A 26,754-nucleotide genomic window follows, 5' to 3' on the forward strand; every position below is an offset into this window, starting at 1 on the left:
AGGTGATGGCGATGATCGCCTCGACCAGCGCATTGGCACAATCGTCGATCCATTCGGACAGCGGCTCGCGCGCCCCCGGCGGCAAGGGATCGAGTTCGCGCACACGGTTGATCTCGATGCCGCGCGATTTGAGATGATTGACCAGCACATAGATCGAAGCGCGATGCAGCAGGCTCTGGTAGCGCGCCGGCTTGGCCGCCACCGAATCGAGGCTTGAAGGCGAGACCGGCAAAGGACCGAGCGCGGCGCTGTTGCCGTGCGGCCCGGTGTGGACCTTGCCGCCTTGCACCAGTCCGCCGCCGACAAAGGTGTCGATCGAGATATGCATGAAGTCGCGGAACCGCGCGCCGGTTCCCTGGATGAGCTCGGCGAGTGCGGCCGATGACGCGTCGTTTTCCACGAAGACCGGGGTCTTCGGCTTTGTGGCGAAAAATGTCGTCAGATCGATTGCTTCCCAGCGGCTGCCGAGGTCGTCGGGAAAGCCGAGTTCCTCGCTCCAGCCGCCGAGGAAATATGGCGAGGCGATGCCGACGCCGACGATGCTGGCATCGCCAAGCCCCTCGACCAGCTTGTCGAAATTGGCCAGCGACATGTTGCCGGCCTTGAGCACCATGTCGGGATCCGGAAAGCGATATTCGTGCGACTCGCGCGAGCGGACCTCGCCGGCAAAGTCGACGAGCACGGCTTCCAGCGCGCGCCGGCCGATCTTGATGCCGACGCTGTAGATACGCTCAGGTGCAAGTCGGTAGAGAGTGGACGGCGATCCGCGTTGCCCGAACCTTTTTCCCACTTGCTTTACGAATCCGGAAGATTCCAGCCCGTCGACAATGGTGGCGACCGCGGCCGGCGTCAGATTTGCGGCGCGCGCCAGATCGGACTTGGATGCCTCCTTCAGGCGGCGAATGGCATCAAGCACGAAGCGCTCGTTATAATGCCGAACCTTGACCGAATTGCTGCCTTTTCCGGACAAAACCGGCGCCTCCCCATTCATTCCCGCAGAGCCACTCCATCCGCTTGCAGCTTTGAGGCTGCCGCGGGGTCGAGCACGCCAATCGCACCCGTGCGCGACGCGACAGTGCCCTTCGCGGCCATGGAAGTCAATTTTCCAGTTGCGGCATTCGGCCATTTAATATAGCAAATTGAAAAAACAGGACCAGGGAGGAAAGGTGCTGCACTTGGGCGCATTAGGCGAAGCCGACGCCATGGTGAAGAGCGACGCGGCTGTCCCCGTTGCCCTGGTTCAGGCGACAAAAGCCTTCGGCGGCACGATCGCCCTCAAGGACGCGTCCTTCGAATTGCGCTCAGGCGAGGTGCTGGCTCTGCTTGGCGAAAACGGCGCCGGCAAGAGCACTTGCGTAAAGCTGCTGGCCGGCGTGTATCTCCCGACCGGCGGCCATGTCGAAGTCGATGGCAAGCCTGTGGTCTTCCATTCGCCGCACGACGCCCAGGCTGCCGGCATCTCGGTCATGCACCAGCACCCCGGTCTTTTCCCTGATCTTTCGGTGGCGGAGAACATCTATCTCGGCCATATGCCACGCGACCGCTTCGGCGGCATCGACAACGCCGCCATGCTTGCCGGCGCGCGCAGGGTGCTGGCGACAGTCGGCCTCGACGTGCCGGCCGAAACCCGGCTCGGAACGTTGCGCACCTCCGAACAGCAACTGGTCGAGATCGCCCGCGCCCTGTCGCTCGACGCGCGGGTGCTGATCATGGACGAGCCGACGGCCGCCCTGTCGCAGCGCGAGGTCGAGCGGCTGTTCACTGTCGTCGCCGACCTGCGGCTGCACGGCGTGGCGATGATGTTCGTCGGCCACCGCATGGACGAGATCTTCCGCATCGCCGACCGCATCGCGGTGCTGCGCGACGGGCGTCTCATTGGCGTCAAGCCGAAGGCCGAGCTTGGCCGCGCCGCTGCCATCGGCATGATGGTCGGCCGTGAGGTCACCGACCTCTATCCGCAACGAAGCCACGCCACCGGCGCACTGGTGCTGGAGGCGAGGGGGCTTTCGCACGCCGGTGGCTTTTCCAATATCGACCTCAAGCTCCATGCCGGCGAGGTGCTCGGGCTCGGCGGCCTGGTCGGCAGCGGGCGGACCGAGATCGCGCGCGTGCTGTTCGGAATCGACCAGCCCGATGCCGGCGAAATCCTGATCGACGGCGAAGCAGTGCGCTTCGCGTCGGCACGCGACGCCATGGATGCGCGTATCGCCTATGTCTCTGAAGACCGCATGGGCCAGAGCCTGGTGATGGATTTTTCCATCCTCGACAACGCGGTGCTGCCAGTCCTCGACAAGGCAGCCCGCTCCGGTTTCTACGGCACGAACCGCGCGATCAATCTGGTTTCGGACTGGCTGAAGCGCATGAAGCTTCGCTTTTCCGGCTACGCGCAGCCGGTAAAGGAACTGTCCGGCGGCAACCAGCAGAAGGTGGTGTTGGCCAAATGGCTGCGCACCGAACCGCGCGTCCTCATCCTCGACGAGCCGACGCAAGGCATCGACGTCGGCACCAAGGCGGAAGTGCATGCGATGGTCGCCGACCTTGCCGCCCAGGGCATGGCAATCATCCTGATCTCCTCCGAAATGCCCGAGCTCATCGGCATGTGCGACCGCATCATCGTCCTGCGCGAAGGCCATCGGACGGCCGAATTTGCCAGGGGCGAAGCCACTCAGGAAAAGGTGCTGGAAGCAGCGACCAAGGCCGGCGAAAGCGCCGATGCGGCGCAGGCCACCGGCGAGGAGAAGAGAAAAGGACCGCTCGACATACTGAAGCGGCGGGAGTTCGGTCTGCTCGCCGCGATGCTGGCGGTCGCCATCCCGGTCACCATCATCAACCCGCGCATGGTGAGCGCTGCAAACCTGACCGCCGTGTCGATGGATGCCGCCCTGCTCGTCGTTGCGGCACTCGCGCAGATGCTGGTGCTGATCACCCGCAACATCGACCTTTCGATCGCTGCGGTGATCGGCCTGTCGGCTTACATGGCGGCCAGCATGGTCCAGGCCTATCCAGGGCTCGACATCGGCATTGGCCTGATAACCGCATGCGCCGTCGGTGGCGTCGCCGGCCTGATCAACGGCCTCGTCGTCACCAGGGGAAAGATCCCGGCGATCGTCGTCACGCTGGCCTCAATGTCGATCTTCCGCGGCTTCAACTCGATCTGGGCAGCCGGTGACCAGATCAGCGCCGACGAAGTAACGCAAGCCTGGCTCGACATGACCGGCCTGAAGATCGCCGGCGTGCCGCTGATCGTCATCATCGCGATCGTTATCCTGTGCCTGGGCTACGTGCTGCTCTATCGTACGGCGATCGGGCGCGAACTGTTCGCCGCCGGCTCCAATCCCGACGGCGCGCGTCTTATCGGCATCCCCGTCGACCGCCGCATTCTGTTGGCCTTTGGCATGGCCGGCCTGCTCGGCGGCCTGTGCGGCGCGCTGTGGGCATCGCGCTACGCGACCATTGATGCACGCGTCGCGCTCGGCTTCGAACTCACCGTGATCGCGTCGGCGGTGGTCGGCGGCGTCGCCATCCGCGGTGGTTCGGGCACACTGCTCGGTATCATCCTCGGCGCGCTCACGCTGCTCGTCATCAAGAACGGGCTGACGCTGGTGCGCGTCGACCCGCTGTGGCTGCAGGGCGTCTACGGCCTCGTGATCCTGGTCGCCATCGGCATCGACACCTTCATCGTGCGGCGGGCCGAGCAGGCAAGACAGGCGAGGGCGCGGTGAAAAAGTTCCTCCGTTCGATCGACTTCTGGGATCTGCTGCTGGCGACCTCTTGCTTGGCCATCTTCCTCTATGCCGCGATCTTCGTGCCGAATTTCGTTTCCGGCTTCAATCTCTCGCAACTGGCCGCCAGCGCCTCGGAAAAGGCATTGCTGATCCTGCCGATGACGCTGCTCATCATCACCCGCGAGATCGACCTGTCGATCGCCTCGGTGCTGGCGCTGACGTCCGTCGTCTTTGGCTTGCTGGTCCAGGCCGGTGTGCCGACACTTGCCGCAATCCCGTTGACGCTCGTCATCGGCGGCCTGCTCGGCGCCTTCAACGGCTATCTGGTCTCGGGCCTCGGACTGCAGTCGTTGGTTGTGACGCTCGGCACCATGGCGCTCTATCGAGGCATTGGCTACATCCTGCTCGGCACCGGCTCGGTCAACATCCTGCCGCCCGCGGTCGTCGATTTCGGCATCAACAACCTGCCTGGCACCGAGATACCGTGGACCATCGTGCCCTTCCTGGTGCTGGCGCCGGTGTTTGCGGTCGTGCTGCAGAAGACGCCGACCGGCAAGCGCATCTACGCGCTCGGCGGCAGCCCCGAGGTGGCGCGCTATTCCGGCATAAACACGCGCCGGATGGTGCTGAACCTGTTCGTCGTCTCGGGCGTCGTCGCGGCGATGGCCGGCATCGTCTATACCGCGCGCCTTTCCAACGCCCGCGCCAACAATGCGCTCGGCATGGAGCTCGACGTCATCACCATCGTGCTGCTCGGCGGCATCAGCGTCTTTGGCGGCAAGGGCCGCCTGACCGGCGTCATGCTGGCACTGGTCCTGATCGCCATCATCCGCAACGTGCTGGCGCTGAACCAGATCGGTGGCGACGCGCAGGGCATGATCATCGGCCTGCTTCTGATCGGCTCGCTGCTGATCGGCAATTACTGGCGCTCCACACAGGAGATGCTCAGCAGATCCCGCGCAATGCGCGAGACAAAGGGGTGATCTCGGGCCCCTTCCTTCAAGCCCGAATTTTGACGGAGGAGTCACAATGAAAGCGTTTAGATTAGCCCTGCTCGCATCCGCGGTTCTGCTTGCGCAAAGCTCGCTGGCCTTCAGCCAGGAGTGCGCCAAGGAACCCGTAACGGTCGGTTTCCTGCCCAAGCTCGACACGGATCCCTACTTCAAAGTGGCCTTTGGAGGCGCACAAGAGGCAGCCAAGGAAATTGGCGGCACCGCTACCCAGGTCGCCCCATCGCAGGCGACCGCCGAGGCGCAGATCGAATTCATCAACAGCCTTGTCTCGCAGAAGGTCGGAGTCATCGCAATTGCCGGCAACGACGCCAACGCCGTCGCGCCTGCGCTGAAGCGCGCCGTTCAGCAGGGCGTCAGGGTGATTTCGTATGACTCCGATGTGGCCGCCGATGCGCGTGCGGTGTTCGTCAATCAGGTGAAGGGCGACAGCCTCGCCGAGATGATGCTCGAAAGTGCATTCGCCCTCAGCGGCGGTGAAGGCGAATTCGCGATCCTGTCGTCGACCCCGACGGCGACCAACCAGAATGCCTGGATCGACTTCATGAAGGCGAAAATGGCGGCCGAGCCGAAGTTCTCCAAAATGAAGCTGGTGCAGGTGGCCTATGGCGAAGAAAGCGAACAGATCAACCAGCAGCAGGCATTGGCGCTGGTGCAGGCGTTTCCCGATCTCAAGGTGATCATCGTCCCGGCAGGCATCGGCCTTCCGGCGGCCGCGCGTGCACTCGAGGAAGCGGGCATGATCGGCAAGGTCAAGCTGACCGGCCTCGCGCCGGCCACTCTGATCTCGAAATACATCAAGGACGAAGCGGCTCAGGATATCTGGTGGAACGTCACCGATCTTGGCTATCTTACTTATCAGACGGCCCAGGCGTTTGCGCAATGCAAGATCACCGGCAAGGAGGGTGAGAAGTTCACGGCAGGCAGGCTCGGCGAATACACGATTGGCGCCGGCGGCGAACTGATCCTTGGTCCGGCCAAGATCGTAACTCCCGAAAATCTGGCCGAATTCAAATTCTGATCCTGTAGGGCTTGAACTCTAGGGGGCGCCGGTCCATCCGGCGCCCTTCCTAAAAACCTCTCGAATGAAACAGTGCGGGGCGGCAATGAAGATATTGCTTGCAGGCGAAACCTTTGCAGCGACGACCTCGGTTGCCATCGGCAGCGACGTGCTTACAAGTGCGACCTCGACAAATGGCGCGACGGCCTTCAATGCCGCGCTGACCACTGAAGGCATCGCGGTCACGCAGATCGGCGGCGAGCGTTGCAGCGCGGAGTTTCCCTATGACCTCGATGGGCTCGCCCAATATCAGGCGGTGGTGATCTCCGATGTCGGCGCCCTGACATTGCTGGTGACGCCGGATGCCCGCACCGGGCGTGTCGGCGTCAACCGCCTCGATGTGCTCAAGGCCTATGTCGAAGGTGGCGGCGGGCTGATGCTGGCCGGCGGTTACATGGGCTTTCAGGGCATGTTCGGGACGGCGCGTTTCCACGACACCCCGGTCGAGGACGTTCTGCCGGTCCGTTGCCTACCCTACTGCGACGGCATGGAGGTGCCGCAAGGCCTGCAGGCCTCGATCCTGCAGTCGTCACATCCGATTTTTTCCGGGGTGGAGGGGCCTTTGCCGCCGATTCTCGGCATGAACAAGCTGGAATTCAGGCGCGACGGTTCGTCCCGGCTTCTGGCGACCTGCCACCATCGCGGCACCGACTGGCCGCTCCTTGCCGTCGGTAGCCATGGCCGCGGCCGCACGATTGCCTGGGCAACCGATATCGGCCCGCATTGGCTCTCGCAGAATTTCCTCGCGTGGCCGTTCTACGGAAGACTGATGGCGAATATCGTCCGTTGGCTTGCCGGCAATGAATGAGGAAGCCGGACACTAGGTTTGACCCAGTGCGGTTGTCCTGGCGCGGCCGATGCCGCGCGAGGCGCCGGTGACCACCACCACCTCGTCGGCTAGGTCGAATTTCGGCGTGAACTCATTCGCCATGCAATTCCACCTTGTTCTTCAAATCGGACCGGCTGCCATGTCGAACCGAATAGGCTCGCGTGAATTCGGCGCCCAGCAGAAATATCTCCGCTGAATAATAGACCCATAACAGCACGACGAGCAGGGCGCCGGCCGCGCCGTATGATGATGAGATGGCGCTGGTTCCGATATACCAGCCAATCAGCGACTTGCCGATGGTGAACAGAAACCCGGTGACCGCGGCGCCGATGCCGACATCGCGCCATTGCAGGCTGCGGTCCGGCAGCACCTTGTAGATTGCGGCAAACAGCAGTGTGATCAGGGCAAACGAGACGATCCCGTTGATGGCGCTCAGGATGATGGTGCCGAACGGCAGGTCGGCGATGATGACCTCTCCGAGCGCCGAAATTGCAGCGCTTACGACCAGCGACACCAGCAGCAGGAAACCAAGCGCGGCGACCAGGCCCAGGCTTGCAATGCGTGCCCGCACCATTCGTGAAATCGTTGCCCCGCTCGGTTTGACTTTCCAGATTTCGTTCAGCGCCAGCTGCATTTCGCCGAACACGCCGGATGCGGCGACGAACAGCGTGACCAGCCCCAGAATGCTGGCAAGGGTTCCCGCTTCCTTCTGCGAGGCGTTCTCGATCGTCGCCTGCAGCAGCTCGGCACTTTGCGGCCCCATCAGGCCAGCGATCTGTGCCGAAAGGGCGAGTTGCGCCGCCTCGTGCCCGAAGGCCATGCCGGCAATTGCGACAACGATGAGCAGGATCGGCGCAAGCGAGGTCGTGGCATAAAACGCTATCGCCGCCCCATGGCTCAGCGCATTGTCGTCGATGAAGCCGATGACGCTCTGCTTGAGGAGCCTCCAGCCCTCTGCTGCCAAATTCCACATGTAGGCCTCGCATGCCTGTCAACAAACAAGTAGCGGCCGCGCAGCGCTGGGCGAGGGGCGAGAGGCCGGCGGGACAGGAGGGGGCGCGGAGCAGCATGACATTCCTGCCTCCCTTCCCCACGACAAGAACACCTCTTGCCCGAACACTTGCCACGCGCCGGCCATCATGATGCCATGCCGTTGCGGAAGATGGCGCGCTGGGTTTGGGGTGGGACGACGATGATGTTTTCAGGGGCAACAGGGCGCATAGGCGTGGCGTTTGCCGCGCTGCTTGCACTTTTGTGCCCGCTGGTTCCTGCGCGGGCTGAAGAGCCGAAGGCGCTTAAGGGCGTCGCGCTCGTCATCGGGCAGTCCGATTATGAGCATGTCGGCAAGCTGCCCAATCCGGAAAACGACGCCCGCGCCATCGAGGATATGTTCGACAGGCTCGGCTTCGAAACCGATGTCGCGACCAATCGCGACGCGCGCAAATTGCGACGCGACCTCGAAGGCTTCGTCGACGATGCCGAGGGTGCCGACGTCGCCATTATCTACTATTCCGGCCACGGCATCGAAGCCGGCGGCGAGAATTTCCTGGTGCCGGTCGATACCGACATTACAGCGCTCGACGATGCCGGCGAGAAGCTGGTGCCGCTGTCATCGATCGTGGCCGAGCTGAAGGCCAAGGTGCCGGTCACCATCGTGCTGCTCGATGCCTGCCGCAACGATCCGTTTCCACCGGGCACGCTGCTCAAACTGACGCCGGGCGAAGCGGGCAAGCCGATCGGCGCCGGCGGCCTTGGCGAAACCCGCAGCGTCGTGGCGCTGAACGGCAGAGCGCCGGCCAAGGGTTCGGCGGATGACAGCCTGGGCCAGGTCATCGGCTTTGCCGCCGAGCCCGGCAAGGTGGCGCTCGACGGTCCCGCAGACGGCAACAGCCCCTATGCGGCAGCCATATTGCGTCACATCGACATGATGGGCGGCGAGGAATTCGGCACCGTGCTGCGCATGGTCGGCGAGGAGGTCTATCTCAAGACCGGCGGCCGGCAGCGGCCGTGGGTCAATGAGAGCCTGCGCCGGTTGCTTTATTTCGGTACGCCCGCCGAGGTGCCGAAAGGCGAGGAGAGCGAGATCCTCTCAGAGCGCCGCCGGCTGCTGGTGACAATCTCGACGCTGCCCGACCCGCAACGCCGCCAGATCGAGACGATCGCCCGCGACGGCGGCGTACCGATGGATGCGCTCTATGCCATGCTGAAGACGCTGGGCACCGAGAAACCCAGGGATGCGGCCGAGCTCGACAAATTGCTGCGCGGCCAGACCGAGCGGTTGAAACAGGTACTAGCTGAGCAGGCGACGCTGAAGAGCCAGGATCCGGAAATCGTGCGGCTTTCAAGACTGGCCGAGCAGGCGGTGCAAGAAGGCGCACTCGAAGCAGCGCAGAAAATCCATGAACAGGCCAAGGCCCGCGTTGGCGAACTGTCGAAGACCGTCGACCAGGCCGAAGCCGACCTCAAGGCGCGTCGGTTCGAGTTTGCCGAGGTTTTCGGCGACAGCGCCAAAACCTACGAAATTTCGTTCAGCTATCAGGCGGCAGCGCAGGACTATGCCAAGGCCTATGAGCAGGTCGAGAAATGGGACGACCATCAAGCCTGGTTCTACAAGGCAGCCGAGGCCCAGGCGCTCTCCGCGCACGGTTCTTTCTCTGGCGACAATGCCTTTCTGGTGCAGGCGGTCGCTGCCTATGAAATAGCGCTGACCTATGTGTCGCGCGAAAACAGCCCGCGGCAATGGGCTGCCACGCAAAACAATCTCGCCACCACGCTGTCGACGCTGGGCGAACGCGAGGCCGGTCGCGAAAACCTCGACAAGGCGGCTTCCGCCTTCGACCAGGCGCTGACCGTCTACACACGCGACGCCGATCCGGACGACTGGGCCTCGACGCTTGGCAATCTCGGCACCGTCTACTGGCGGCTCGGCCAGCGCGAGAATGGTATCGCGCTGCTCGACAAGGCCGTCGCCTGCTTCCGCGCGGCGCTCGCGGTGCAAGCGGCGAAAAAAATGCCGATCGAGTGGGCGGCGACTGAGAATAATCTCGGCATCGTGCTGTCCGAGATCGGCGAGCGCCAGGCCACGACCGACAGTTTCCGCGCTTCGATCGAAGCGCATCGCGCCGCGCTGACCGAATACCGCAGGGAGCGCGTCCCGCTCGACTGGGCGTTGAACCAGGTCAATCTCGGCGCGGCCTTGTTTCGCCTTGGCGAGCGTGAAAAAGACGTGCCGACGCTTGAGCAGGCGGTGGCCGCCTATCAGGCTGCGACCGAGGAGATGACGCGCGAGCGCGCCCCGGCGCAATGGGCGACGATCCAGAATAATTTGAGCTCGGCGCTGGAATCGATCGGCCAGATCAATGGCGACATCGCCACGCTTCAGCATGCTCGGGAGGCCGCAGAGGCCGCACTGACGGTCTGGACGCGCGAGCATGCGCCGGCGAGCTGGGCGAACGGCCAGTTGACGCTTGGCAATGCCTTGCAGCGCCTTGGCGCCAGGCAGGAAGGCAACGACGCGCTGCTTGAGGCGATCGCTGCCTATGAGGCCGCACTTTCTGAATATCCGCGCGAAAAGCTGCCGCTCGACTGGGCTTCGTTGAAGCAGAATCTAGGCTCGGTCTATGCGACGCTTGGCGATCGGGACACCGGCATCGACTATCTCCGGGAGTCGGCGTCCGCCTATCGCGAGGCCTCGCAGATCTATACCGCCGGCGCTGCTCCAATCGAGTTTGCTTCGATCGAGCACAGTCTCGGCAACGCTTTGGCGACCTGGGGCGACCGCGCCAGCGACAAAGCGGTGCTGGAACAAGCGGTCGCCGCCTATGGTGCAGCGCTCACCGTGCGAAGCAAGGACAGCGCCCCGAAGGACTGGGCGAAGACGCAGTACCGGCTGGCTGCAGCACTTTCCATGCTCGGCAAGGCCAATGGCGGTCCGGACGAGGCGCTCCAGCGCTCGGCGGCGGCCTATCGTGCAGCGCTCGAGGTGCAGAGCCGTGACAGCGATCCTGACGCCTGGGCGGCAACGCAATGGGGCCTGGGCCACGTGCTCCTGGTGTTGGGCGACCGCACGCAGGACGGCGAACCGTTCCGCCAGTCGGCGACGGCGCTAGAAGCGGCGCTGCCCTTCTACGACCTCGCCACGGTGCCGGAAGATCACGCCCAGCTGCAGAACGAACTCGGCACTGCCTATTACTACCTTGCCGGCAGCGCCAATGACCCATCGCTCTACCAGAAGGCGGCGGCCGCGCATGAAAAGGCACTGGCCGTCTATGCCACGTTGCCCGACCGCTCGCTCTGGGCCTCGGTCGAAGGCGACCTTGGCAATGCCCGCATGATGCAGGCAAACGCCAGCTCCGATCCGGACGCCATGGCCAAGTCTGTCCAGGCCTACGAGGCGGCACTGACGGTGATGAGCCGCGACAGGGATGCCGACGAATGGCTGCGCAACCAGGCAAACCTGGCCAGCGCGCTTTCGACGCTGGGCTACTGGCGCGGTGACGTCGCCCTGCTGAAGCGCTCGGCCGGCATCTATCGCTCGATCCAGAGCGTGCGCACGCGCGACCGCGCCCCCGAACCCTGGGCCAGCACGCAGGCAAGCCTGGCCAATGTGCTTGGCATGATCGGCGCGAAAGAGCCTTCGCCGGCTTTGTTCGCCGAGGTGGTCGCCGTCAACCGGGCGCTCGCAGACGAGGTCGGTCGCGACCGCGACCCCGACCGCTGGGCGAGCCTGCAAAACGAGATCGGCTATCAGCTGACGCTCGCCGGCCGCGCCGAAAACAACGTCGCCAAATTCGAGGAGGCAGTGCCGATCCTGCGCGAGGCGATCGCTGTGCAGAAGAAGATCGGTTCGGTGCCGGGCGTCGCCTTCACCGAGGACAGCCTGTGCGATGTGCTTACCGATCTGGGTGCTGCCCGCAAGCAGAAGGCAATGGTCGAGGAAGCGATAGGCGCCTGCGAGCATGCGCTCGTCATCTTCAGTGAGCGCAAGATGGACGACCTTGCCGCCGGCTCCGCCAAGAACCTTGCCGAGGCAAAAGCCTTGCTGGCCGAATTGCAATAGCGCACAGGAAAAGGTGGCCGCGGCCGGTTTCGATTGGCAATGGGTTGCCGTTCCCTGCTATTCCCGCTTCATAATGCATGTCGCCCAAAAGTGTGCCGCGGTTTTGGGACAACGACATGCATAAAAACAAAGACTTAAAGCAGTGGACGTTCCAGTATGACCAATGTCGCCTTGACCGGGCTTGCCCGCGATCTTGCCAAGCGCGCCGCGGAAGGCCGCCCGGTGCGCATCGGCGTTATCGGTTCGGGCGAGATGGGCACCGACCTGGTGACGCAAGGCATGCTGATGCCGGGCATTTCGGTTTGCGCGATCTCGACGCGCCGCCCGCATACGGCGCGTGACGCCATCCGCATTGCTTATGGCGATCAGGCGATGGCAGCCGAAGCGGACAGCGCTTCGAAGGTCAGCCAGGCGATCGAAAGCGGCAAGATCGCCGTCACCTCGAACGAAATGCTGGTCACCAATCCGCTTATCGATGTCGTCATCGATGCCACCGGCAAGCCCGGGGTCGCCGCCGATTTCGACCTGATGGCGATGCAGCACGGCAAGCACCTAGTGATGATGAATGTCGAGGCCGACGTTACCATCGGCTGCTATCTGAAGCAGCAGGCCGACCGGCTCGGCGTCGTCTATTCGGTCGGCGCCGGCGACGAGCCGTCGAGCTGCATGGAGCTGATCGAGTTCGCCTCGGCGCTCGGCTACACCATCGTCTCCGCCGGCAAGGGCAAAAACAACCCTCTCAACCACGACGCCGTTCCCGACGACTACCGCGAGGAGGCGCTGCGCCGCAACATGAATCCGCGCATGCTGGTCGAGTTCGTCGACGGCTCGAAAACCATGGTCGAGATGTGCGCCATTGCCAACGCCACCGGGCTGGTGCCCGACGTTCCCGGCATGCACGGCCCCAAGGCCGATCGCGACGAGCTGGTCAAGGTGCTGATCCCGCGCGAGCAGGGCGGCATTCTGTCGAAGAAGGGCGTCGTCGACTACACCGTCGGCAAGGGCGTGGCGCCCGGTGTCTTCGTCATCGTCGAGGCGACGCATCCGCGCATCATCGAGCGCATGGACGATCTGCATATCGGCCACGGTCCCTATTACAGCTTCTTCAGGCCCTACCATCTGACCTCGCTGGAAGTGCCGCTGACGGCCGCTCGCATCGCGCTTTACGGCAAGCCCGACATGGTGCCGCTGCCGCGGCCGGTGGCCGAGGTCTGCGCGGTGGCCAAGCGGGATCTGGCGGCAGGCGAGGTTTTCGATGCGATCGGCGAGACCTGCTACCGCTCCTGGACCATGACCGTCGAACAGGCCCGCGCCCATCGCGCCGTGCCGGTCGGTCTGCTCGAAGGCGGCAAGGTGCTGAAACCGGTGAGGAAAGGCGAATTGCTCGCCGCCGACAATGCCGCGCCCGACCCGACGACCGGGCTGTTCGCCTTGCGCCGGCTGCAGGACGAGATGCTGTATGGGAATCTTGGTGATGGCTGAGGTCCGTGAATCCGAGTTGAAGCGGGAAAATGGACGCCTTTCTCTGGCAGAGCGGCTCGCGGCCATTGTCGATGATCTCAAAGCCAAAGCCGGCAAAGACGGGCGGCCCGTGAACAAGGACGAGATCGACGACTTGTGGGGACATCGCTGATATCTGTCGACATTCTAGGCTATCGCGATTTTGATGTCGGCAGGACAGTGGAGGGCGCGAAGGAACGCCGCGTAACGGCTTTCTACCGGTAGCTAATGCCGAAAGGAACGATCGATCGTCACCGCCGACCGGCTCCCCCAGAAGCCCTACCTCCCCAGCTCGATAGACCGCAGCCGCGCCGCTTCCACCGCCTCGGTGAGCAGGCGCATCAGCCGGTCCTCGCCCATCAGTACTGCAAGGGCCGCAGCCGTAGTGCCGTTGGGGCTGGTCACCTGCTGTCTGAGCACGCCCGGCTCCTCGCCGCTTTCGGCGGCCAGCGAGGCGGCGCCGTAGACCGTCTGCATTGCCAAGAGCTTGGCAGTCCCGGTCGGCAGGCCGGCTTTCTCGGCGGCCACGGTCAGCGCTTCGATGAAATGGAAGATATAGGCCGGCCCCGACCCGGAAACCGCCGTCACCGCGTCCATCAGGCCCTCGTCGTCAATATCGGCCACTTGCCCGCTCGCCGAAAGCAGGTCGGCGACGAAGCGTTTGGTTTCGTCGGAAACCAGCCTGTTGGAAAACACCACCATCATGCCCTTGCCGATCGCCGCCGGCGTGTTGGGCATGCAGCGCACGATCGGCGCGCGGTCGCCGAGAATACCTTCAAACGTGGCCACCGGCGTTCCGGCGGCGATGCTGAGGAAGGTGGTCCGGCCATCGTTGAAGCGGATGTAGCCAGCCGTGACGTCGCGGATCACCTGTGGCTTGACCGCAAGGACGACGAGGGCCGGCACGGCGTCCGCCGGTATGGCGCCAGCATCCGCGCCGGCAGCGCAGCCCAGTGCTTCGGCACGCTTGCGCAACTCGGCATTGGGCTCGACCACGAACACCGCAGCCGGAGCGAGCTTGCCGGCTTTCAGCCAGCCCGAGAGCATGGCGTAGCCCATATTGCCGCAACCGGCGAGAACAAGCCTGATCGTCATCGAAAGCCTCCCATAGAGATGGCTTCCCCATAGACGTTCGCGGCAGGACGGGGAAGCCCTGTTGGGACCGTGATCAGGCGGAAACCCCGACCTTGCGGTTGGGATGCGCATGTAGTCGCGCAGTCGCGCGGCGACCAAATTAACCTTTTATTTCCTATGCCTGTTTAGCATCGCTTAAGCAGTGGCGGTCGCTACGTCCCAGCCCGAGGGGAAGGCTCCAGAAACCATGGCTTATAGGAAAAATCGTGAACACTGGAGGAACGAGCAGTCCTTGCTGTCGCTCGTCGAGGCGGTGCGCGGCGAGGACGAAGCATCGCTGGTTTCGCTAGAAGACCGCGCAGGCCCGTCATGGCGCGAGGATGCCGCCACACGCCATCGTCTTGCCCGCTCGCGCCGCGAAGCGCGTGCCAGTCCGATCCTGTTGGCAGCCGCCGGCATAAGCCAGCCCGATCCTGATGAGCCAAAGGCCGGCACCATACTGATGGAAGAGGCTGCAGCTGCCGATGGGTTTTTCGGCCCCGCTGGCTCCCTTGGCGGCCCCGATGCCGGTTCCGCCGATCACGCAGCATACCGGGCAGCGCCGCCTCCCGCTCAGCCGGTCGAGGTCGCGCGTACCAAACGTCCTGGTCCGATCGGTGCCGTGTTGTCGGCGCTGAGCCGGCTCATGCCTGGCAGAGCGCCGGAGGAGATGGCGTCCGGTGAGACTTCCGCCGCGACAAATTCCATCGCAGCGATGCCGCCCGCCTTCCCTCCGCAGCCGCTCTATGCCGGTCTGGCACCTTATCCGCAGCAACCCGCGCCGCCGCATCCGACCTATACTCAGGCCCGGTCGAGGAAGGCAAATCAGGCCTCGGAAGCCGCCGATCAGCAAAGCCAGATCGAGGAAATCCGCGCCAGCCTGCGCGAATTCCGGGAGGCGGTTCGCGAGCTCACCGAAAACCGCACGCATCGCCGCTATTTCTGAGCGTCGAATAAAACATGCCGGTTTCGAGTTAACGGCATGCGACGGCGCATTGACGGGATTGCCCGGCTCGATTTTCGTGAAAATGCCGCGCTGCATGTCCGCCCGCAGCGCATGGTTCTGGGCAACGGCCTGCATAAAAGATATCTGGAGCGCGCCGCATGGATGTTTTAACGCGGCAGGCTTACGCGATAGGCGTCGAGGGTGGTTCATGGCTGAGTTGATTGACGGAAAAAGCGTCGCCGAAGACGTGGTGCGGCGGGTCAAGGCCCTGACCGCCGAACTGGCGGAAAAGGGCGGACGGCAGCCCGGTCTCGCCGTGGTCATCGTCGGCGAGGATCCGGCGAGCCAGGTCTATGTCGCCTCCAAATCCCGCACCGCCAAGGAATGCGGCTTCCATTCGGTTCAGCACACGCTGCCGGCCGAAACCTCCGAGCCGGACCTGTTGAAGATCATCGGCCAGCTCAACGCCGATCCGGCCATCAACGGCATCCTCGTGCAGCTTCCGCTTCCCGGCCATATCGATTCCGGCAAGATCATCCAGACCATCGCGCCTGAGAAGGATGTCGACGGCTTCCACTTCATCAATGTCGGCAAGCTCGGCACCGGCGAGCTCGAGACCGCCTTCGTGCCTTGCACGCCGGCCGGCTCGATGCTGCTGATCGAACGGGTGCGCGGCAAGGACCTGTCCGGTCTCAATGCGGTCGTCGTCGGGCGTTCGAACATCGTCGGCAAACCGATGGCCAATCTTCTGCTTGCCGCCAACTGCACCGTCACCATCGCACACAGCCGGACCAGGGACCTGCCGGCGCTTGCCCGCACCGCCGATATTCTGGTCGCCGCCGTCGGCCGGTCTGAAATGGTCCGCGGCGACTGGGTCAAGCCTGGCGCCACCGTCATCGATGTCGGCATCAACCGCGTCGCCGCACCTGAAAAGGGCGAAGGCAAGACGCGCCTCGTCGGCGACGTCGCCTTTGCCGAAGCAGCGAAGGCGGCCGGCGCCATCACGCCGGTGCCTGGCGGCGTCGGGCCGATGACCATTGCCATGCTGATGGCCAACACGCTAGCTTCCGCCTATCTCGCAGCCGGATTGAAACGGCCTTCCTTCTGACCAGAAAGCAGCGTCCTTGCCGAACCTCACTGTTCCCTTAGAACGGCCGGTCACCAATGATCCCGTTCAGGGCGGGCGGCAGTTCGGGTTTCTGTTGGTCGACAAGTTCTCCATGTTCTCGCTGGCCGCGGCAATCGACACGTTCCGGTCGGCGAACCGGCTGCTCGGCCGCGATTTCTATGGCTGGACTACGGTGTCGGCCGACGGCGACGCCGTCATGGCGTCCAACGGCCTGCCGCTCAAGATCGACTACGCGGTTGCCGATCTGCCGCCGGTCGATATCCTGTTCGTCTCGGTCGGGCTGACGACGGAATTTCCCGGCAAGAGCAAGGTGCTGGCAGCGCTGCGCAGCTGGGGCCGGCGCGGCAATGCGCTCGGCGCGCTTTCGGTCGGCTCCTATCTGCTCGCCGAAGCAGGCCAGCTCGATGGCTATCGCTGCACCATCCATTGGGAAAACCGCGCCGGCTTCCTCGAACGCTTTCCGGACATCAACTGCACCGGCAACGTCTTCGAGATCGACCGCAAGCGCTACACCTGCGCCGGCGGCACCACATCGATCGACCTGATGCTGGAGATCGTGCGCGGTGATTTCGGCTCGAGCCTCGCCAATGGCGTCGCCAACCAGTTCCAGCATGAGCGCATCCGCTCGGCCGGGGACCGCCAGCGCGTCGGGCCGGAACGCGACCTGACCGGCAAGTCGGAGAAGCTGCGCCGCATCGTCGAGCTGATGGCCGACCATCTCGACGAGCCGCTGTCGGCGGTGCAGCTTGCCAAGTCGGCGGGCCTGTCGGTGCGCCAGGTCGAGCGCCTGTTCCTGCGCCATCTCAGTGTGACGCCCGGGCGCTATTATATGCGGCTCAGGCTCGAGCGGGCGCGCGAATTGCTGCGCCAGACCAACATGCCGATCCTCGACGTGGCAATCGCCACCGGCTTCACCTCGCATTCCTATTTTGCCCAGAGCTACCGGCTGCAATTCGGCCGGCCGCCTTCCGAGGAACGCCGCACGACCTATTGACGGTTTTGCACGGAGGCGACGCAGCTTCGTGCTCCACCCGGGCTTGTGTCGCAACGCAGCGTCAAATAGCTTTCCGGCGCCGAGCGGCGGCGACTGATTGGGGGAGATATTCGATGGCGGGATTCGTGCGGAGCGCCGCTGCGGCGGCCCTGCTGCTGTGGATGACGGGGTTCGGTTTCGCCGCCGATCGCGTCATCGTCATTCTCGATGCCTCCGGCTCGATGTGGGCGCAGATCGACGGCAAGCCCAAGCTCGAAATCGCCCGTCAATCGCTGCGGAACGTGCTGCAATCGGTCCCGGCCGACGAGGAAATCGGCCTCATGGCCTATGGCCATCGCGAGAAGGCCAGTTGCGACGACATCGAACTTATCGTGCCGCCGCAGGCAGGCTCGGCAAGTGCGATCTCAGCCGCGGCCGACAGTCTGAAATTTCAGGGCAAGACGCCGTTGACCGCCGCGGTCAAGCAAGCGGCGGAAGCATTGAAATACACCGAGGACAAGGCGACGGTCGTGCTCATCACCGATGGCATCGAGACATGCAACGGCGATCCCTGTGCGCTCGGCAAGGAACTGGAGGCTGCTGGCGTCGACTTCACCGTCAATGTCGTCGGCTTCGGCCTGACGGCGGCCGAAGGCAAGCAGATCGGTTGCCTCGCCGACAATACCGGCGGCAAATATATCGAAGCGTCGGATGAAAAGGCATTGCAGGACGCCCTCGTCGAGACCGTCGCGCCTCCGCCACCCGCCCCTGAACCGACTCCCGCCCCGCAGCCTGCTCCCCAGCCGGCGCCCGCTCAGCCGGCGGAGTCCAATTTCGTTCCCACCGTCGTGCTTGCCGAGGGTGGCGATCCCGTCACCGACGGCAATGCCTGGGAGATCTACAAGGCGAATTCCGACGGCACGCGCGGCGATCCTGTCACCACCGAATATGGCACCTACAAAGGCAATCTGGAGCCGGGCGACTATATCGTCGTCGCGCGTGCCGGCGAGGCCAGGGCCGAACAGAAGATCACAATAGAGCCTGGCCAGGTCGCCAAACCGCACTTCAACTTGAATGCCGGCACGCTGGTCATCCACCCCAGGCCGAGCGAAGGAGCGGACGTTGATGACGGCGCGGCTGTCGTAATCGGCTATCCCGGCGTCGACACCCCGCCGACCTATTACGGTGACACGAAAGTCGTGCTGCCGGCCGGTGACCAGAAGGTGACGGTCACGATCGGCCAGGGCATGGTTATCGAGACGATCCCGCTTGCCGCCGGCAGGGTCATCGACAAGGACATCATCGTCGGCGTCGGGCGTGTCGTCGCCAACGCCTATTATGCTGCCGGCGGCGACAAGGCCGAGGGTTCGGGCATCGGCTTCAAAGTGCTCCAGGCGAAAAAGAACGTCGACGGAACCAGGCAGGAGGTGACTTATGCCTACGGTCCGGACAGCAAGTTCGATCTGCCGCCCGACGATTATGTAATGGTCGCGACGGTCGACCTTGCGGTGGCCGAGCAGCCGTTCAGCGTCAAGGTTGGCGACCATCAGGATCTGAAGATCGCGATGAACGCCGGCATGCTGACGATAACCGCGCCAGGAGCCTCGAAGATCGAGATATTCGAGGCCAGGAAGGCCATCGACGGAACCCGCAAGTCGGTCGGCTACGCCTATGATCAGAAGTATGAAGCCACCCTGTCGGCCGGTGACTACGCGGTGGTTTCGGAGAAATCGGACAACAGCTCGAAGGAAGGCACGGTAACGGTCAGGGCCGGCGCGCGGGCCGAACTGACGGTTCAATAAATCCAGTGGAGAGCAGCCATTAGCCGCTCTTACTTATTGCCAAAAAAATCACGCCGTACCGAAGGCGCTGGCGCCATGGTCGGCGCGTCCCACTAACTGCCGGAACCCGGCGAAAAGCTCGCGGCCGAAGCCGAATTCATTGCCTATGAGGTCGCTGTCCGCGGGCCGGCGCAGTGCGAAATCGCCGGCTGGCACCAGTACCTCCAGCGTCCCGGCCTCGGCGTCGAGCCTGATGATATCGCCGTCATGGATCCTGGCGATAGGCCCGTCCTCCGCCGCTTCCGGCGTCACGTGGATCGCCGCCGGCACCTTGCCTGAAGCGCCCGACATGCGGCCGTCGGTGACCAGCGCCACATGCTGGCCGCGGTCCTGCAGGATGCCGAGCACGGTGGTCAGCCTGTGCAATTCCGGCATGCCGTTGGCCTTTGGACCCTGGAACCGAATGACGGCGATGAAGTCGCCGGTCAGCGACCCCGCCTTGAACGCCTCGTTCAGGCCTTGCTGGCTGTCGAACACTTTGGCCGGCGCCTCGATGACGCGCCGCTCCGGCTTGACCGCCGATGTCTTGATGACGGCGTGGCCGAGATTGCCCGAAAGCACTTTCAGACCGCCGCTCGGCTGGAACGCCTTCTTGAACGGTGCCAGCACCTTCTCGTCCCCGCTCTCGCGCGGCGAAGCCTCGCGCACGACGCCGCCGTCGGCGCCGAGCCTGGCCTCGACCGCGTAGGGGCGCAGCCCTTCGCCCCACACCGTCTGCACATCCTCGTGCAGGATGCCTGCGTCGAGCAGTTCGCGGATCAGGAAGCCGAGCCCGCCGGCGGCGTGGAAGTGGTTCACATCGGCAAGGCCGTTCGGATAGACTCGCGCCAGCAGCGGCACGGCTTCCGAGATGTCGGAAATATCCTGCCAGGTAATGGCGATGCCGCCCGCCGCTGCCATGGCGATCAGGTGGATGGTGTGGTTGGTCGAACCGCCGGTGGCGTGCAGGCCGACGATACCGTTGACGATCGAGCGCTCGTCGATCATCCGCCCGACCGGCGTGTAGGCGTTGCCGAGCGCGGTGATCGCCAGCGCCCGCTTCGTCGCTTCCCTGGTCAGCGCGTCGCGCAACGGCGTGCCAGGATTGACGAAGGAAGCGCCAGGCGTGTGCAGGCCCATGATCTCCATCAGCATCTGGTTGGAATTGGCGGTACCGTAGAAAGTGCAGGTTCCCGGCCCGTGATAGGATTTTGATTCCGCTTCGAGCAGTTCGGCCCGTCCCGCCTTGCCCTCGGCATAGAGCTGGCGGATCTTGGCTTTTTCGTCGTTCGGAATGCCGGTCGTCATCGGCCCGGCCGGGATGAAGACCGCCGGCAGATGGCCGAAGGTCAGCGCCGCGATCACCAGTCCAGGCACGATCTTGTCGCAGACGCCGAGATAGACGGCGGCATCGAACATGTTGTGCGACAGGCCGATTGCCGCGGCCATGGCGATCACGTCGCGCGAGAACAGCGACAGCTCCATTCCGGGCTGGCCCTGGGTGACGCCGTCGCACATCGCCGGCACGCCGCCGGCCACCTGGGCGATGCCGCCGGCCTCGCGCGCCGCATCCTTGATCAGCCTCGGAAACGTCTCGAAAGGCTGATGCGCCGACAGCATGTCGTTATAGGAGGTGATAATGCCGAGATTCGGCACCCGGTCGCCGCCAAGTGCCACCTTTTCGGAAGGGCTGCAGACGGCAAAGCCGTGGGCCAGGTTGCCGCAGGACAGCACGGCCCGGTTGGCGGTGCGGTTCGAGGCTTCGGCGATGCGGCCGAGATAGGCCTCGCGACCGGGCTTGGAGCGCTCACGGATGCGCTGGGTGATGGCTTCGATATCGCGTCTTGCGGTCATGGCGGTCGGTCCTTTCAGGCGAGGTCCCGCAAACACCTTCCGGCTGTTGCCGGGACCTGCAGCCAAGTTGAGATCAGGGTGCCCAGAAAACCTCTACGGGCTTTTGAGTGGCATCGAGCACGGCGCGAATGGGCTTTCGTGTTCCAGGTCCAAGCGCGGCCTCGAATGCGCTGCGTTTTTCCGCGCCCTCGATATGCAGCGCGATGAAGGCGGCATTGATGATCCGCGCCAGTGACAGCGTCAGCCGTGGCTCGCCGGCGCTTGCCGCATGAACCGGAAGCACGATCCTTTGCGACGACGGATCGAGCAATCGTGCCAGGTTGTCGGCATCCGGAAAGAACGAGGCGGTGTGGCCATCAGTTCCCATGCCGAGCACAACGACGTCGAGTGGCCAGGGCAGCAATTGCAGCGCCTCACTGTCGGAGACCGCTGCACCCTCGATACTTGCCGCGGCGTAGTAGAGCGGCACGAAATTCGCGGCGGCGGCCGCGTTCTGCAGCAGGTTGGCGGCAACCAGGCCGGCATTGGAGCGCGGCGATGAGGGCGGCACGAAGCGCTCGTCGACCAATGTTATCGTCACCTTTTCCCAGGCGATCGGAACGGTCGAAAGCGCCGCGAAGAATTTCGCCGGCGTCGTGCCGCCCGAGACCGCAAGCAGCGCCGTGCCGCGCTCGGCGATCGCCTTTGACAGACGGCCGGCGACGTGGCCGGCAAGCGCTGTCGCCAACTCCTGACGTCCGGCAAATTCGTGCCAGTTGTAGGCGCCGCCTAATTGCTCTCGTGCCATGTCCGCCCGTCACGTTCGATCAGCGCAATCGAGGCCGAGGGACCCCATGTGCCGGCGGTGTAGCCTTGCGCCTCTTGCCTGCCGCTCTCCCAGGCGTCCTGGATCGGGTCGATCCATTTCCACGCCGCCTCGACCTCGTCGCGGCGCATGAACAGCGTCTGGTTGCCACGGATCACGTCCATGATCAGCCGCTCATAGGCATCGGGGGCGCGGCCGTCGAAGGATTGCGCAAAACTCATGTCGAGCGGAATCTGGCGCAGCCGCATGCCGCCCGGCCCCGGATCCTTGATCATGATGAACTGCTTGACGCCCTCGTCGGGCTGCAGCCTGATGACTAGCTGGTTGGCGGAAATCGGCCCGGCGCTCTCGCCGAAGATCGAATGCGGGATCGGCTTGAATTCGATGACGATCTCCGAAACGCGCGTCGCCAGCCGCTTGCCGGTTCGGAGGTAGAACGGCACGCCCGCCCAGCGCCAGTTGCCGATCTGGGCCTTGAGCGCAACGAAAGTCTCGGTGTTGCTGTTCTTGCCGAGTTCCTCGACATAGCCTTTCACCGGCCCGCCGGCCGAGGCGCCGGCACGATACTGACCGCGCACCGTGTGCTTCGGCGCTTCGTTGCCGTTGATGCGCTTCAGCGCCCGCAGCACCTTGAGCTTTTCGTCACGGACGGCATCGGCGTCCATCGACGACGGCGCCTCCATCGCGACCAGGCAGAGCAGCTGCAGCATGTGGTTCTGCACCATGTCGCGCAATGCGCCGGCCTTGTCGTAATAGGTGACGCGGTCTTCCAGGCCGACAGTCTCGGCCACGGTGATCTGCACATGATCGACATTGGCGGAATTCCAAAGCGGCTCGTAGAGCGCGTTGGCAAAACGCAGCGCCATCAAATTCTGGACCGTCTCCTTGCCGAGATAGTGGTCGATGCGGAAAATCTGGCTTTCATGGAAGTCGTCGCCGACCAGGTCGTTGAGCGCGCGCGCCGAAGCGAGATCGCGGCCAATCGGCTTTTCCAGCACAATGCGCGAATTCGGCGTGATCAGCCCGTGCTCCTTCAGCTTGTGCGAGATGTCGCCGAACAGCGCCGGTGCCACAGCCAGATAGAAAGCGCGGATGTGTTCGCTGTCGCCGATCGCCTTCTTCAGCCTGTCGAAGCCGGCACCTGTGGTTGCATCTGCCGGGATATAGGAGAGCCGCGCGAGGAACGTCTTCAGTTCCGTGGCGTCGATATCCTCCGGTTTCACATGATCGGCAATCGCCTGCCTGGCGAACGACTGGAATTCCTCGTCGGTCATCTTCGAACGCGATGTGCCGATGATGCGCGTCGGCTCGGAAAACTGGTGGTCGCGCTGCCGGTGGTACAGCGACGGCAGAAGCTTACGTTCCGACAGGTCGCCGGTGCCGCCGAAAATGATGAAGTCGAAAGGGTCGACGGGAATGATCTGGCTGGTCATGGTCTGTCCGCTGTGACGCCGGTCGCGATAACGCGGCTGATATAATCTAATCGATTTAAACTTGCCAGTGCCATTGCGTCACATCCGCGTGTGCTCTTGACACCGGCGCTGGCCGGAGGCTTGTCGGCAAGCGATGCTTCCGGAGCCTTCGCAGTTGCAGCATAGAGCCGGATGGCAGCGAAAGCCAAAGGAGAAATCGTCGATGGACGCACATCTTTCGATGGCCTGGCCAAACGCGTCATCGATCGCTTTCAACGATGAGTGAGAAAAGCATGCGCCTCAAAAATAAGGTCGCAATCATCACTGGCGCTGCCTCGGGCTTTGGCGAGGGCATGGCCAGGCGCTTTGCCGAGGAGGGCGCGCGGGTAGTCGTCGCCGATCTGAACGCCAAGGGCGCAGAGCGCGTTGCCGGCGAGATCGGCGAAAAGGCGATCTGGACCCAGACCGACGTCTCGCTGCGGTCCGAATTCGACGACATGGTCAATGCCGCAATGAGCGCCTTCGGCCGCATCGACATCATGGTCAACAACGCGGGTTACACCCATCGCAACGGTGACATGCTGGAAGTCGACGAAGCGACCTTCGACCTGATCACATCAGTCAACATGAAGGCGATCTACCACGCAGCGCTTGCAGTGGTGCCGGTCATGGAACGGCAAGGCGGTGGCGTCATCCTGACGACGGCCTCCACGGCCGGTATCAGGCCGCGGCCTGGCCTCACCTGGTACAATGCATCGAAGGGCTGGGCGATCACCGCGACCAAATCGATGGCGGTGGAACTCGCGCCGAAGAACATCCGCGTCAACTGCCTCTGCCCAGTTGCCGGCGAGACCGGCATGCTCGCGAAATTCATGGGCGCCGACACACCCGAGATCCGCGAGAAGTTCCGCGCGTCGATCCCGCTCGGCCGGCTTTCGACGCCGCTCGACATAGCCAATGCCGCGCTTTGGCTTGCTTCGGACGAAGCGGCTTTCATCACTGGCGTGTCGCTGGAAGTCGACGGCGGACGTTGTATTTGAACGGCCGGGGCCTCCGGCGAAGGACTGGCTGATGGCGAGCGACCCGCAATCGCTCTGCCGGCCCTACGCCCCGGTTTTGACGTAGCTCTTGTAAATCCAGCCGCGCTTGCCGTTGTAGACGATCTGGCACCATTGCTTGCAGCTCATCACCTGCACCGAGGTCTTGGCCGGCACGGTGAGAATGGCGGCTGCATTCTTTTTTGGGCCGGTGCGCATGGTGACGGATCTCAGGATGCGTCCGGTACCGGCAGTATTGGCTCTTCCGGAATTTGCCTTGGTGCTGTTGTCGTCTTCGCTCGAAGTCTGCGTCGGCAGTTGCGGCTTGGGCGTGGGGATGGCGGCGGTCTGCGCGCCATCGGGCCCGCTGTTTTTCGTTGAGCTGCCGGGAGCCGCGACTTTGGCAAACAATGCCGCAGCGTCGGGTTTTGCTGCCGGGTCGGCGAATGCCACCGAAGCAGACGATTTATCGGTCGCCTGCTCGGTCTGGCTTGCCAGCTGGTCGGATGCTGCCGTGGCGGCGGCCGATGCCGTCTTTGGCCCTGTCCAGCGCGGATCGTTGGGAGCCAGCGCTGGTATCTCGGCTTCCGCCGCGGCCACCGCTGGGGAAACCGCATCTGCCTTGCCCGTCGTCCGCGGCGCCGCAGCAACCTTGGCAGGCATGATCTTCGTCGTCTTGACCGGGATGGTCGGAACGATCTGCTCAGGACTTGCGGCCGCTTGTCGCTCATTTGCCGGCAATGCCAGCCACAGTGCCACCGCGGCAACGCCGAGCAGTGCGACCGTGCCAAGCGCGGCTATCACCAGATGCGCGTTCGACCGGACCCCGTGCCAGAACGTCGGCCGCATATCGTAACCGAATTGCATCGCAAGGCGCCGTCGTTCCGGCGCGCCGAAACTGAAGGGCTCTCTCACACTTGCCACCTCCATTTGCGGGCCGATGTTCTTACGACCCATGCCGGAGAGCCGGCATTTCGATCGGCATCGGTCCCAAACCAAAAGCGGGCAGGCCCGCAAAAATTCCCCGTTCAGCTGCCCACGAGCATCATCTTTCGCCCGCGATTGTGGCATCACTGCGCCCTTGGCGGGAATTCTGCGCCCTGGTTAAGGATTCTGCAACGTCTGGTTAGATCCTGTCCCGCAACGCGTACCAGTTGAGCGCAAGGAAGAGCAGTGGCGCGCGCAAACGCCGGCCGCCGGGGAAGGGTGGAATTTTCAGGTCCTCGATCAGCTTCAGCCGGTCGCGGTTGCCGGCGACCGTCTCGGCATAAAGCTTGCCGAAAAAGTTCGACAGCATGACGCCGTGGCCGGAATAGCCGCCGATCGAGGTCACATTGGGCATCACTTCGCGCACGAACGGCTTTCTCGGCACGGTGATGCCGACATAGCCGCCCCAGCCATGAGTGATCTCGACGTCCTTCAGTGCCGGGTAGATCTCGGCAATCTGCCGGCGGATGTGGATGTGGATGTCCTTGGGATCGTTGACCGCATAGATCTCGCGCCCGCCAAACAGCAGCCGCCCATCCTTCGATTTGCGGAAATAGCGCACGACGAAGCGCGAATCGTCGACCGCCTCGCCACCCGGCAACACTTTGGAATCGGCTCCCAGCGGCACCGTCGCGCCGATGAACGAGCCGATCGGCATAATATGCGCGGCACTCACCGGTTCGAGCGTGCCGCCATAGGCGTTGACCCCGATCAGGCATTTAGCGGCGGTGATCGTGCCCTTCGGCGTCACAACCCTGACCTTGCCGCCGCCGGAGGTGATGCCGGTCGACGGCGTCTGCTCGAAAAGCTTTGCGCCGGCCTCTGCCGCGACTTTCGCTGTGCCGATCACCAGCTTCAGCGGATGGACATGGCCGGTGCCGGTGTCGCGGGTGCCGCCGAAATAATGCGTCGAGCCGAGCCGCTCGGCAGTCTCCGCGGCATCCATGAATGAGATGTGCGGATAACCGAACCGGTTTGCCATGATCTCGGCATGCGCCTTGTAGTCGTCGACATAGCGCTTCTTGTGCGCCACCGACATCTGGCCGGGCATATAGTCGATCTCGATCTGGTGCATCGCGGCAAAGTCGAGCAGATGCGCCTTGGCCTCTTCGGCAAGGTCGAACAGCGCCTTGGCGCGGGAAAAGCCGTATTCCGCTTCCAGTTCCTCTGCCCAGGCCCGTTGTCCGGTGCCGAGCTGGCCACCATTGCGGCCCGATGCGCCGTCACCGAAACGATGCGTTTCGATAAGCACGACATCCGCGCCTGTCGTGGCGAGATGAGCCGCCGCCGACAGGCCGGTAAAGCCGCCGCCGACAATCACCACATCGCATGTCCGGTCGCCGTCGAGCGCCGGATATTCGGGCCTTGGCCCGGCCGTGTCTTCGTACCAGGAGCGGCCGGGGGAGATTGGGGATTGGTAAGTCATGATGCTCGGCTAGGGCAGTAGGGCAGTAGGGCAGTAGGGCAGTAGGGCAGTAGGGCAGTAGGGCAGTAG

20 protein-coding genes are annotated in these 26,754 nt (G+C 63.8%); 12 read left to right on the forward strand and 8 right to left on the reverse strand.

The genetic code is table 11. The annotated features are described in order from the left end of the window. Positions 1-970, reverse strand: a 970-nt coding sequence (locus NKJ15_RS31530) for an ROK family transcriptional regulator (protein WP_352819593.1), incomplete at its 3' end; no start/stop codon positions are given. Positions 971-1,166: 196 nt separating this feature from the next. Here NKJ15_RS31530 and NKJ15_RS31535 point away from each other — a divergent pair. The 4 genes from NKJ15_RS31535 to NKJ15_RS31550 all read left to right on the forward strand — a co-directional run bounded on the left by NKJ15_RS31535 (position 1,167) and on the right by NKJ15_RS31550 (position 6,603). Further along, positions 1,167-3,722: an ATP-binding cassette domain-containing protein gene (locus NKJ15_RS31535; RefSeq protein ID WP_352819595.1), complete on the forward strand. Its 2,556-nt coding sequence runs from the start codon at positions 1,167-1,169 to the stop codon at positions 3,720-3,722. After that, entirely contained in the window at positions 3,719-4,708 is a 990-nt protein-coding gene (locus tag NKJ15_RS31540; protein WP_352503590.1) for an ABC transporter permease, read from the forward strand. Before NKJ15_RS31535 ends, NKJ15_RS31540 begins: the two co-directional genes overlap by 4 nt. A gap of 46 nt (positions 4,709-4,754) precedes the next feature. Beyond that, positions 4,755-5,756 (forward strand): rhamnose ABC transporter substrate-binding protein, encoded by a 1,002-nt coding sequence (locus NKJ15_RS31545; RefSeq protein WP_352686514.1) that lies wholly within the window; start codon positions 4,755-4,757, stop codon positions 5,754-5,756. An 85-nt stretch (positions 5,757-5,841) separates the two neighbouring features. Further along, complete coding sequence (locus NKJ15_RS31550) at positions 5,842-6,603, forward strand: glutamine amidotransferase (protein ID WP_352819597.1); 762 nt, start codon at positions 5,842-5,844, stop codon at positions 6,601-6,603. 112 nt (positions 6,604-6,715) lie between these two features. Here the strand turns inward: NKJ15_RS31550 and NKJ15_RS31555 are convergent, their stop codons facing one another. Next, entirely contained in the window at positions 6,716-7,597 is an 882-nt protein-coding gene (locus NKJ15_RS31555) for a YihY/virulence factor BrkB family protein (RefSeq protein WP_352819599.1), read from the reverse strand. 135 nt (positions 7,598-7,732) lie between these two features. Between NKJ15_RS31555 and NKJ15_RS31560 the strand changes: the two genes are divergently transcribed. The 3 genes from NKJ15_RS31560 to NKJ15_RS31570 all read left to right on the forward strand — a co-directional run bounded on the left by NKJ15_RS31560 (position 7,733) and on the right by NKJ15_RS31570 (position 13,316). After that, positions 7,733-11,683, forward strand: a complete 3,951-nt coding sequence (locus NKJ15_RS31560; RefSeq protein ID WP_352819601.1) for a caspase family protein — start codon at positions 7,733-7,735, stop codon at positions 11,681-11,683. 156 nt (positions 11,684-11,839) lie between these two features. Further along, on the forward strand, positions 11,840-13,165 hold the full coding sequence (locus NKJ15_RS31565) for an NAD(P)H-dependent oxidoreductase (RefSeq protein ID WP_352819603.1): 1,326 nt from the start codon (positions 11,840-11,842) through the stop codon (positions 13,163-13,165). Further along, entirely contained in the window at positions 13,158-13,316 is a 159-nt protein-coding gene (locus NKJ15_RS31570; RefSeq protein ID WP_352472725.1) for a hypothetical protein, read from the forward strand. Before NKJ15_RS31565 ends, NKJ15_RS31570 begins: the two co-directional genes overlap by 8 nt. 146 nt (positions 13,317-13,462) lie before the next feature. Here the strand turns inward: NKJ15_RS31570 and proC are convergent, their stop codons facing one another. Next, a complete protein-coding gene (gene proC, locus NKJ15_RS31575; protein WP_352819605.1) occupies positions 13,463-14,278 on the reverse strand; it encodes a pyrroline-5-carboxylate reductase in 816 nt (271 codons plus the stop codon). Between the two features lie 226 nt (positions 14,279-14,504). On the opposite strand from proC, the gene NKJ15_RS31580 reads away from it, so the two are divergent. The 4 genes from NKJ15_RS31580 to NKJ15_RS31595 all read left to right on the forward strand — a co-directional run bounded on the left by NKJ15_RS31580 (position 14,505) and on the right by NKJ15_RS31595 (position 19,146). Continuing rightward, on the forward strand, positions 14,505-15,242 hold the full coding sequence (locus tag NKJ15_RS31580; protein ID WP_352819606.1) for a hypothetical protein: 738 nt from the start codon (positions 14,505-14,507) through the stop codon (positions 15,240-15,242). A gap of 208 nt (positions 15,243-15,450) precedes the next feature. Next, a complete protein-coding gene (folD, locus tag NKJ15_RS31585) occupies positions 15,451-16,350 on the forward strand; it encodes a bifunctional methylenetetrahydrofolate dehydrogenase/methenyltetrahydrofolate cyclohydrolase FolD (protein ID WP_023677432.1) in 900 nt (299 codons plus the stop codon). Positions 16,351-16,366: 16 nt separating this feature from the next. Further along, positions 16,367-17,365, forward strand: a complete 999-nt coding sequence (locus NKJ15_RS31590) for a GlxA family transcriptional regulator (RefSeq protein ID WP_254820541.1) — start codon at positions 16,367-16,369, stop codon at positions 17,363-17,365. 113 nt (positions 17,366-17,478) lie between these two features. Beyond that, the gene (locus tag NKJ15_RS31595; RefSeq protein WP_352819607.1) at positions 17,479-19,146 is read left to right on the forward strand and encodes a vWA domain-containing protein; all 1,668 of its coding nucleotides are present in this window, start codon (positions 17,479-17,481) and stop codon (positions 19,144-19,146) included. Between the two features lie 48 nt (positions 19,147-19,194). Here the strand turns inward: NKJ15_RS31595 and edd are convergent, their stop codons facing one another. The 3 genes from edd to zwf form a co-directional block, all read right to left on the reverse strand. Beyond that, positions 19,195-21,018, reverse strand: a complete 1,824-nt coding sequence (gene edd / locus NKJ15_RS31600) for a phosphogluconate dehydratase (protein WP_352819609.1) — start codon at positions 21,016-21,018, stop codon at positions 19,195-19,197. A 73-nt stretch (positions 21,019-21,091) separates the two neighbouring features. Then, positions 21,092-21,805 (reverse strand): 6-phosphogluconolactonase, encoded by a 714-nt coding sequence (pgl, locus tag NKJ15_RS31605; RefSeq protein ID WP_352768101.1) that lies wholly within the window; start codon positions 21,803-21,805, stop codon positions 21,092-21,094. Next, positions 21,787-23,256 (reverse strand): glucose-6-phosphate dehydrogenase, encoded by a 1,470-nt coding sequence (gene zwf, locus NKJ15_RS31610; protein ID WP_352819611.1) that lies wholly within the window; start codon positions 23,254-23,256, stop codon positions 21,787-21,789. Before zwf ends, pgl begins: the two co-directional genes overlap by 19 nt. Before the next feature lie 272 nt (positions 23,257-23,528). On the opposite strand from zwf, the gene NKJ15_RS31615 reads away from it, so the two are divergent. Further along, a complete protein-coding gene (locus NKJ15_RS31615; protein ID WP_352819613.1) occupies positions 23,529-24,275 on the forward strand; it encodes an SDR family oxidoreductase in 747 nt (248 codons plus the stop codon). Between the two features lie 63 nt (positions 24,276-24,338). Here the strand turns inward: NKJ15_RS31615 and NKJ15_RS31620 are convergent, their stop codons facing one another. Further along, positions 24,339-25,139, reverse strand: coding sequence for an SH3 domain-containing protein (locus NKJ15_RS31620; RefSeq protein WP_352616656.1), 801 nt, complete (start codon positions 25,137-25,139; stop codon positions 24,339-24,341). 259 nt (positions 25,140-25,398) lie between these two features. Next, positions 25,399-26,685 (reverse strand): NAD(P)/FAD-dependent oxidoreductase, encoded by a 1,287-nt coding sequence (locus tag NKJ15_RS31625; protein WP_352472715.1) that lies wholly within the window; start codon positions 26,683-26,685, stop codon positions 25,399-25,401. Positions 26,686-26,754 lie beyond the last annotated feature (69 nt).

It is taken from the genome of Mesorhizobium sp. M0207, assembly GCF_040321995.1.
Classification (GTDB): domain Bacteria; phylum Pseudomonadota; class Alphaproteobacteria; order Rhizobiales; family Rhizobiaceae; genus Mesorhizobium.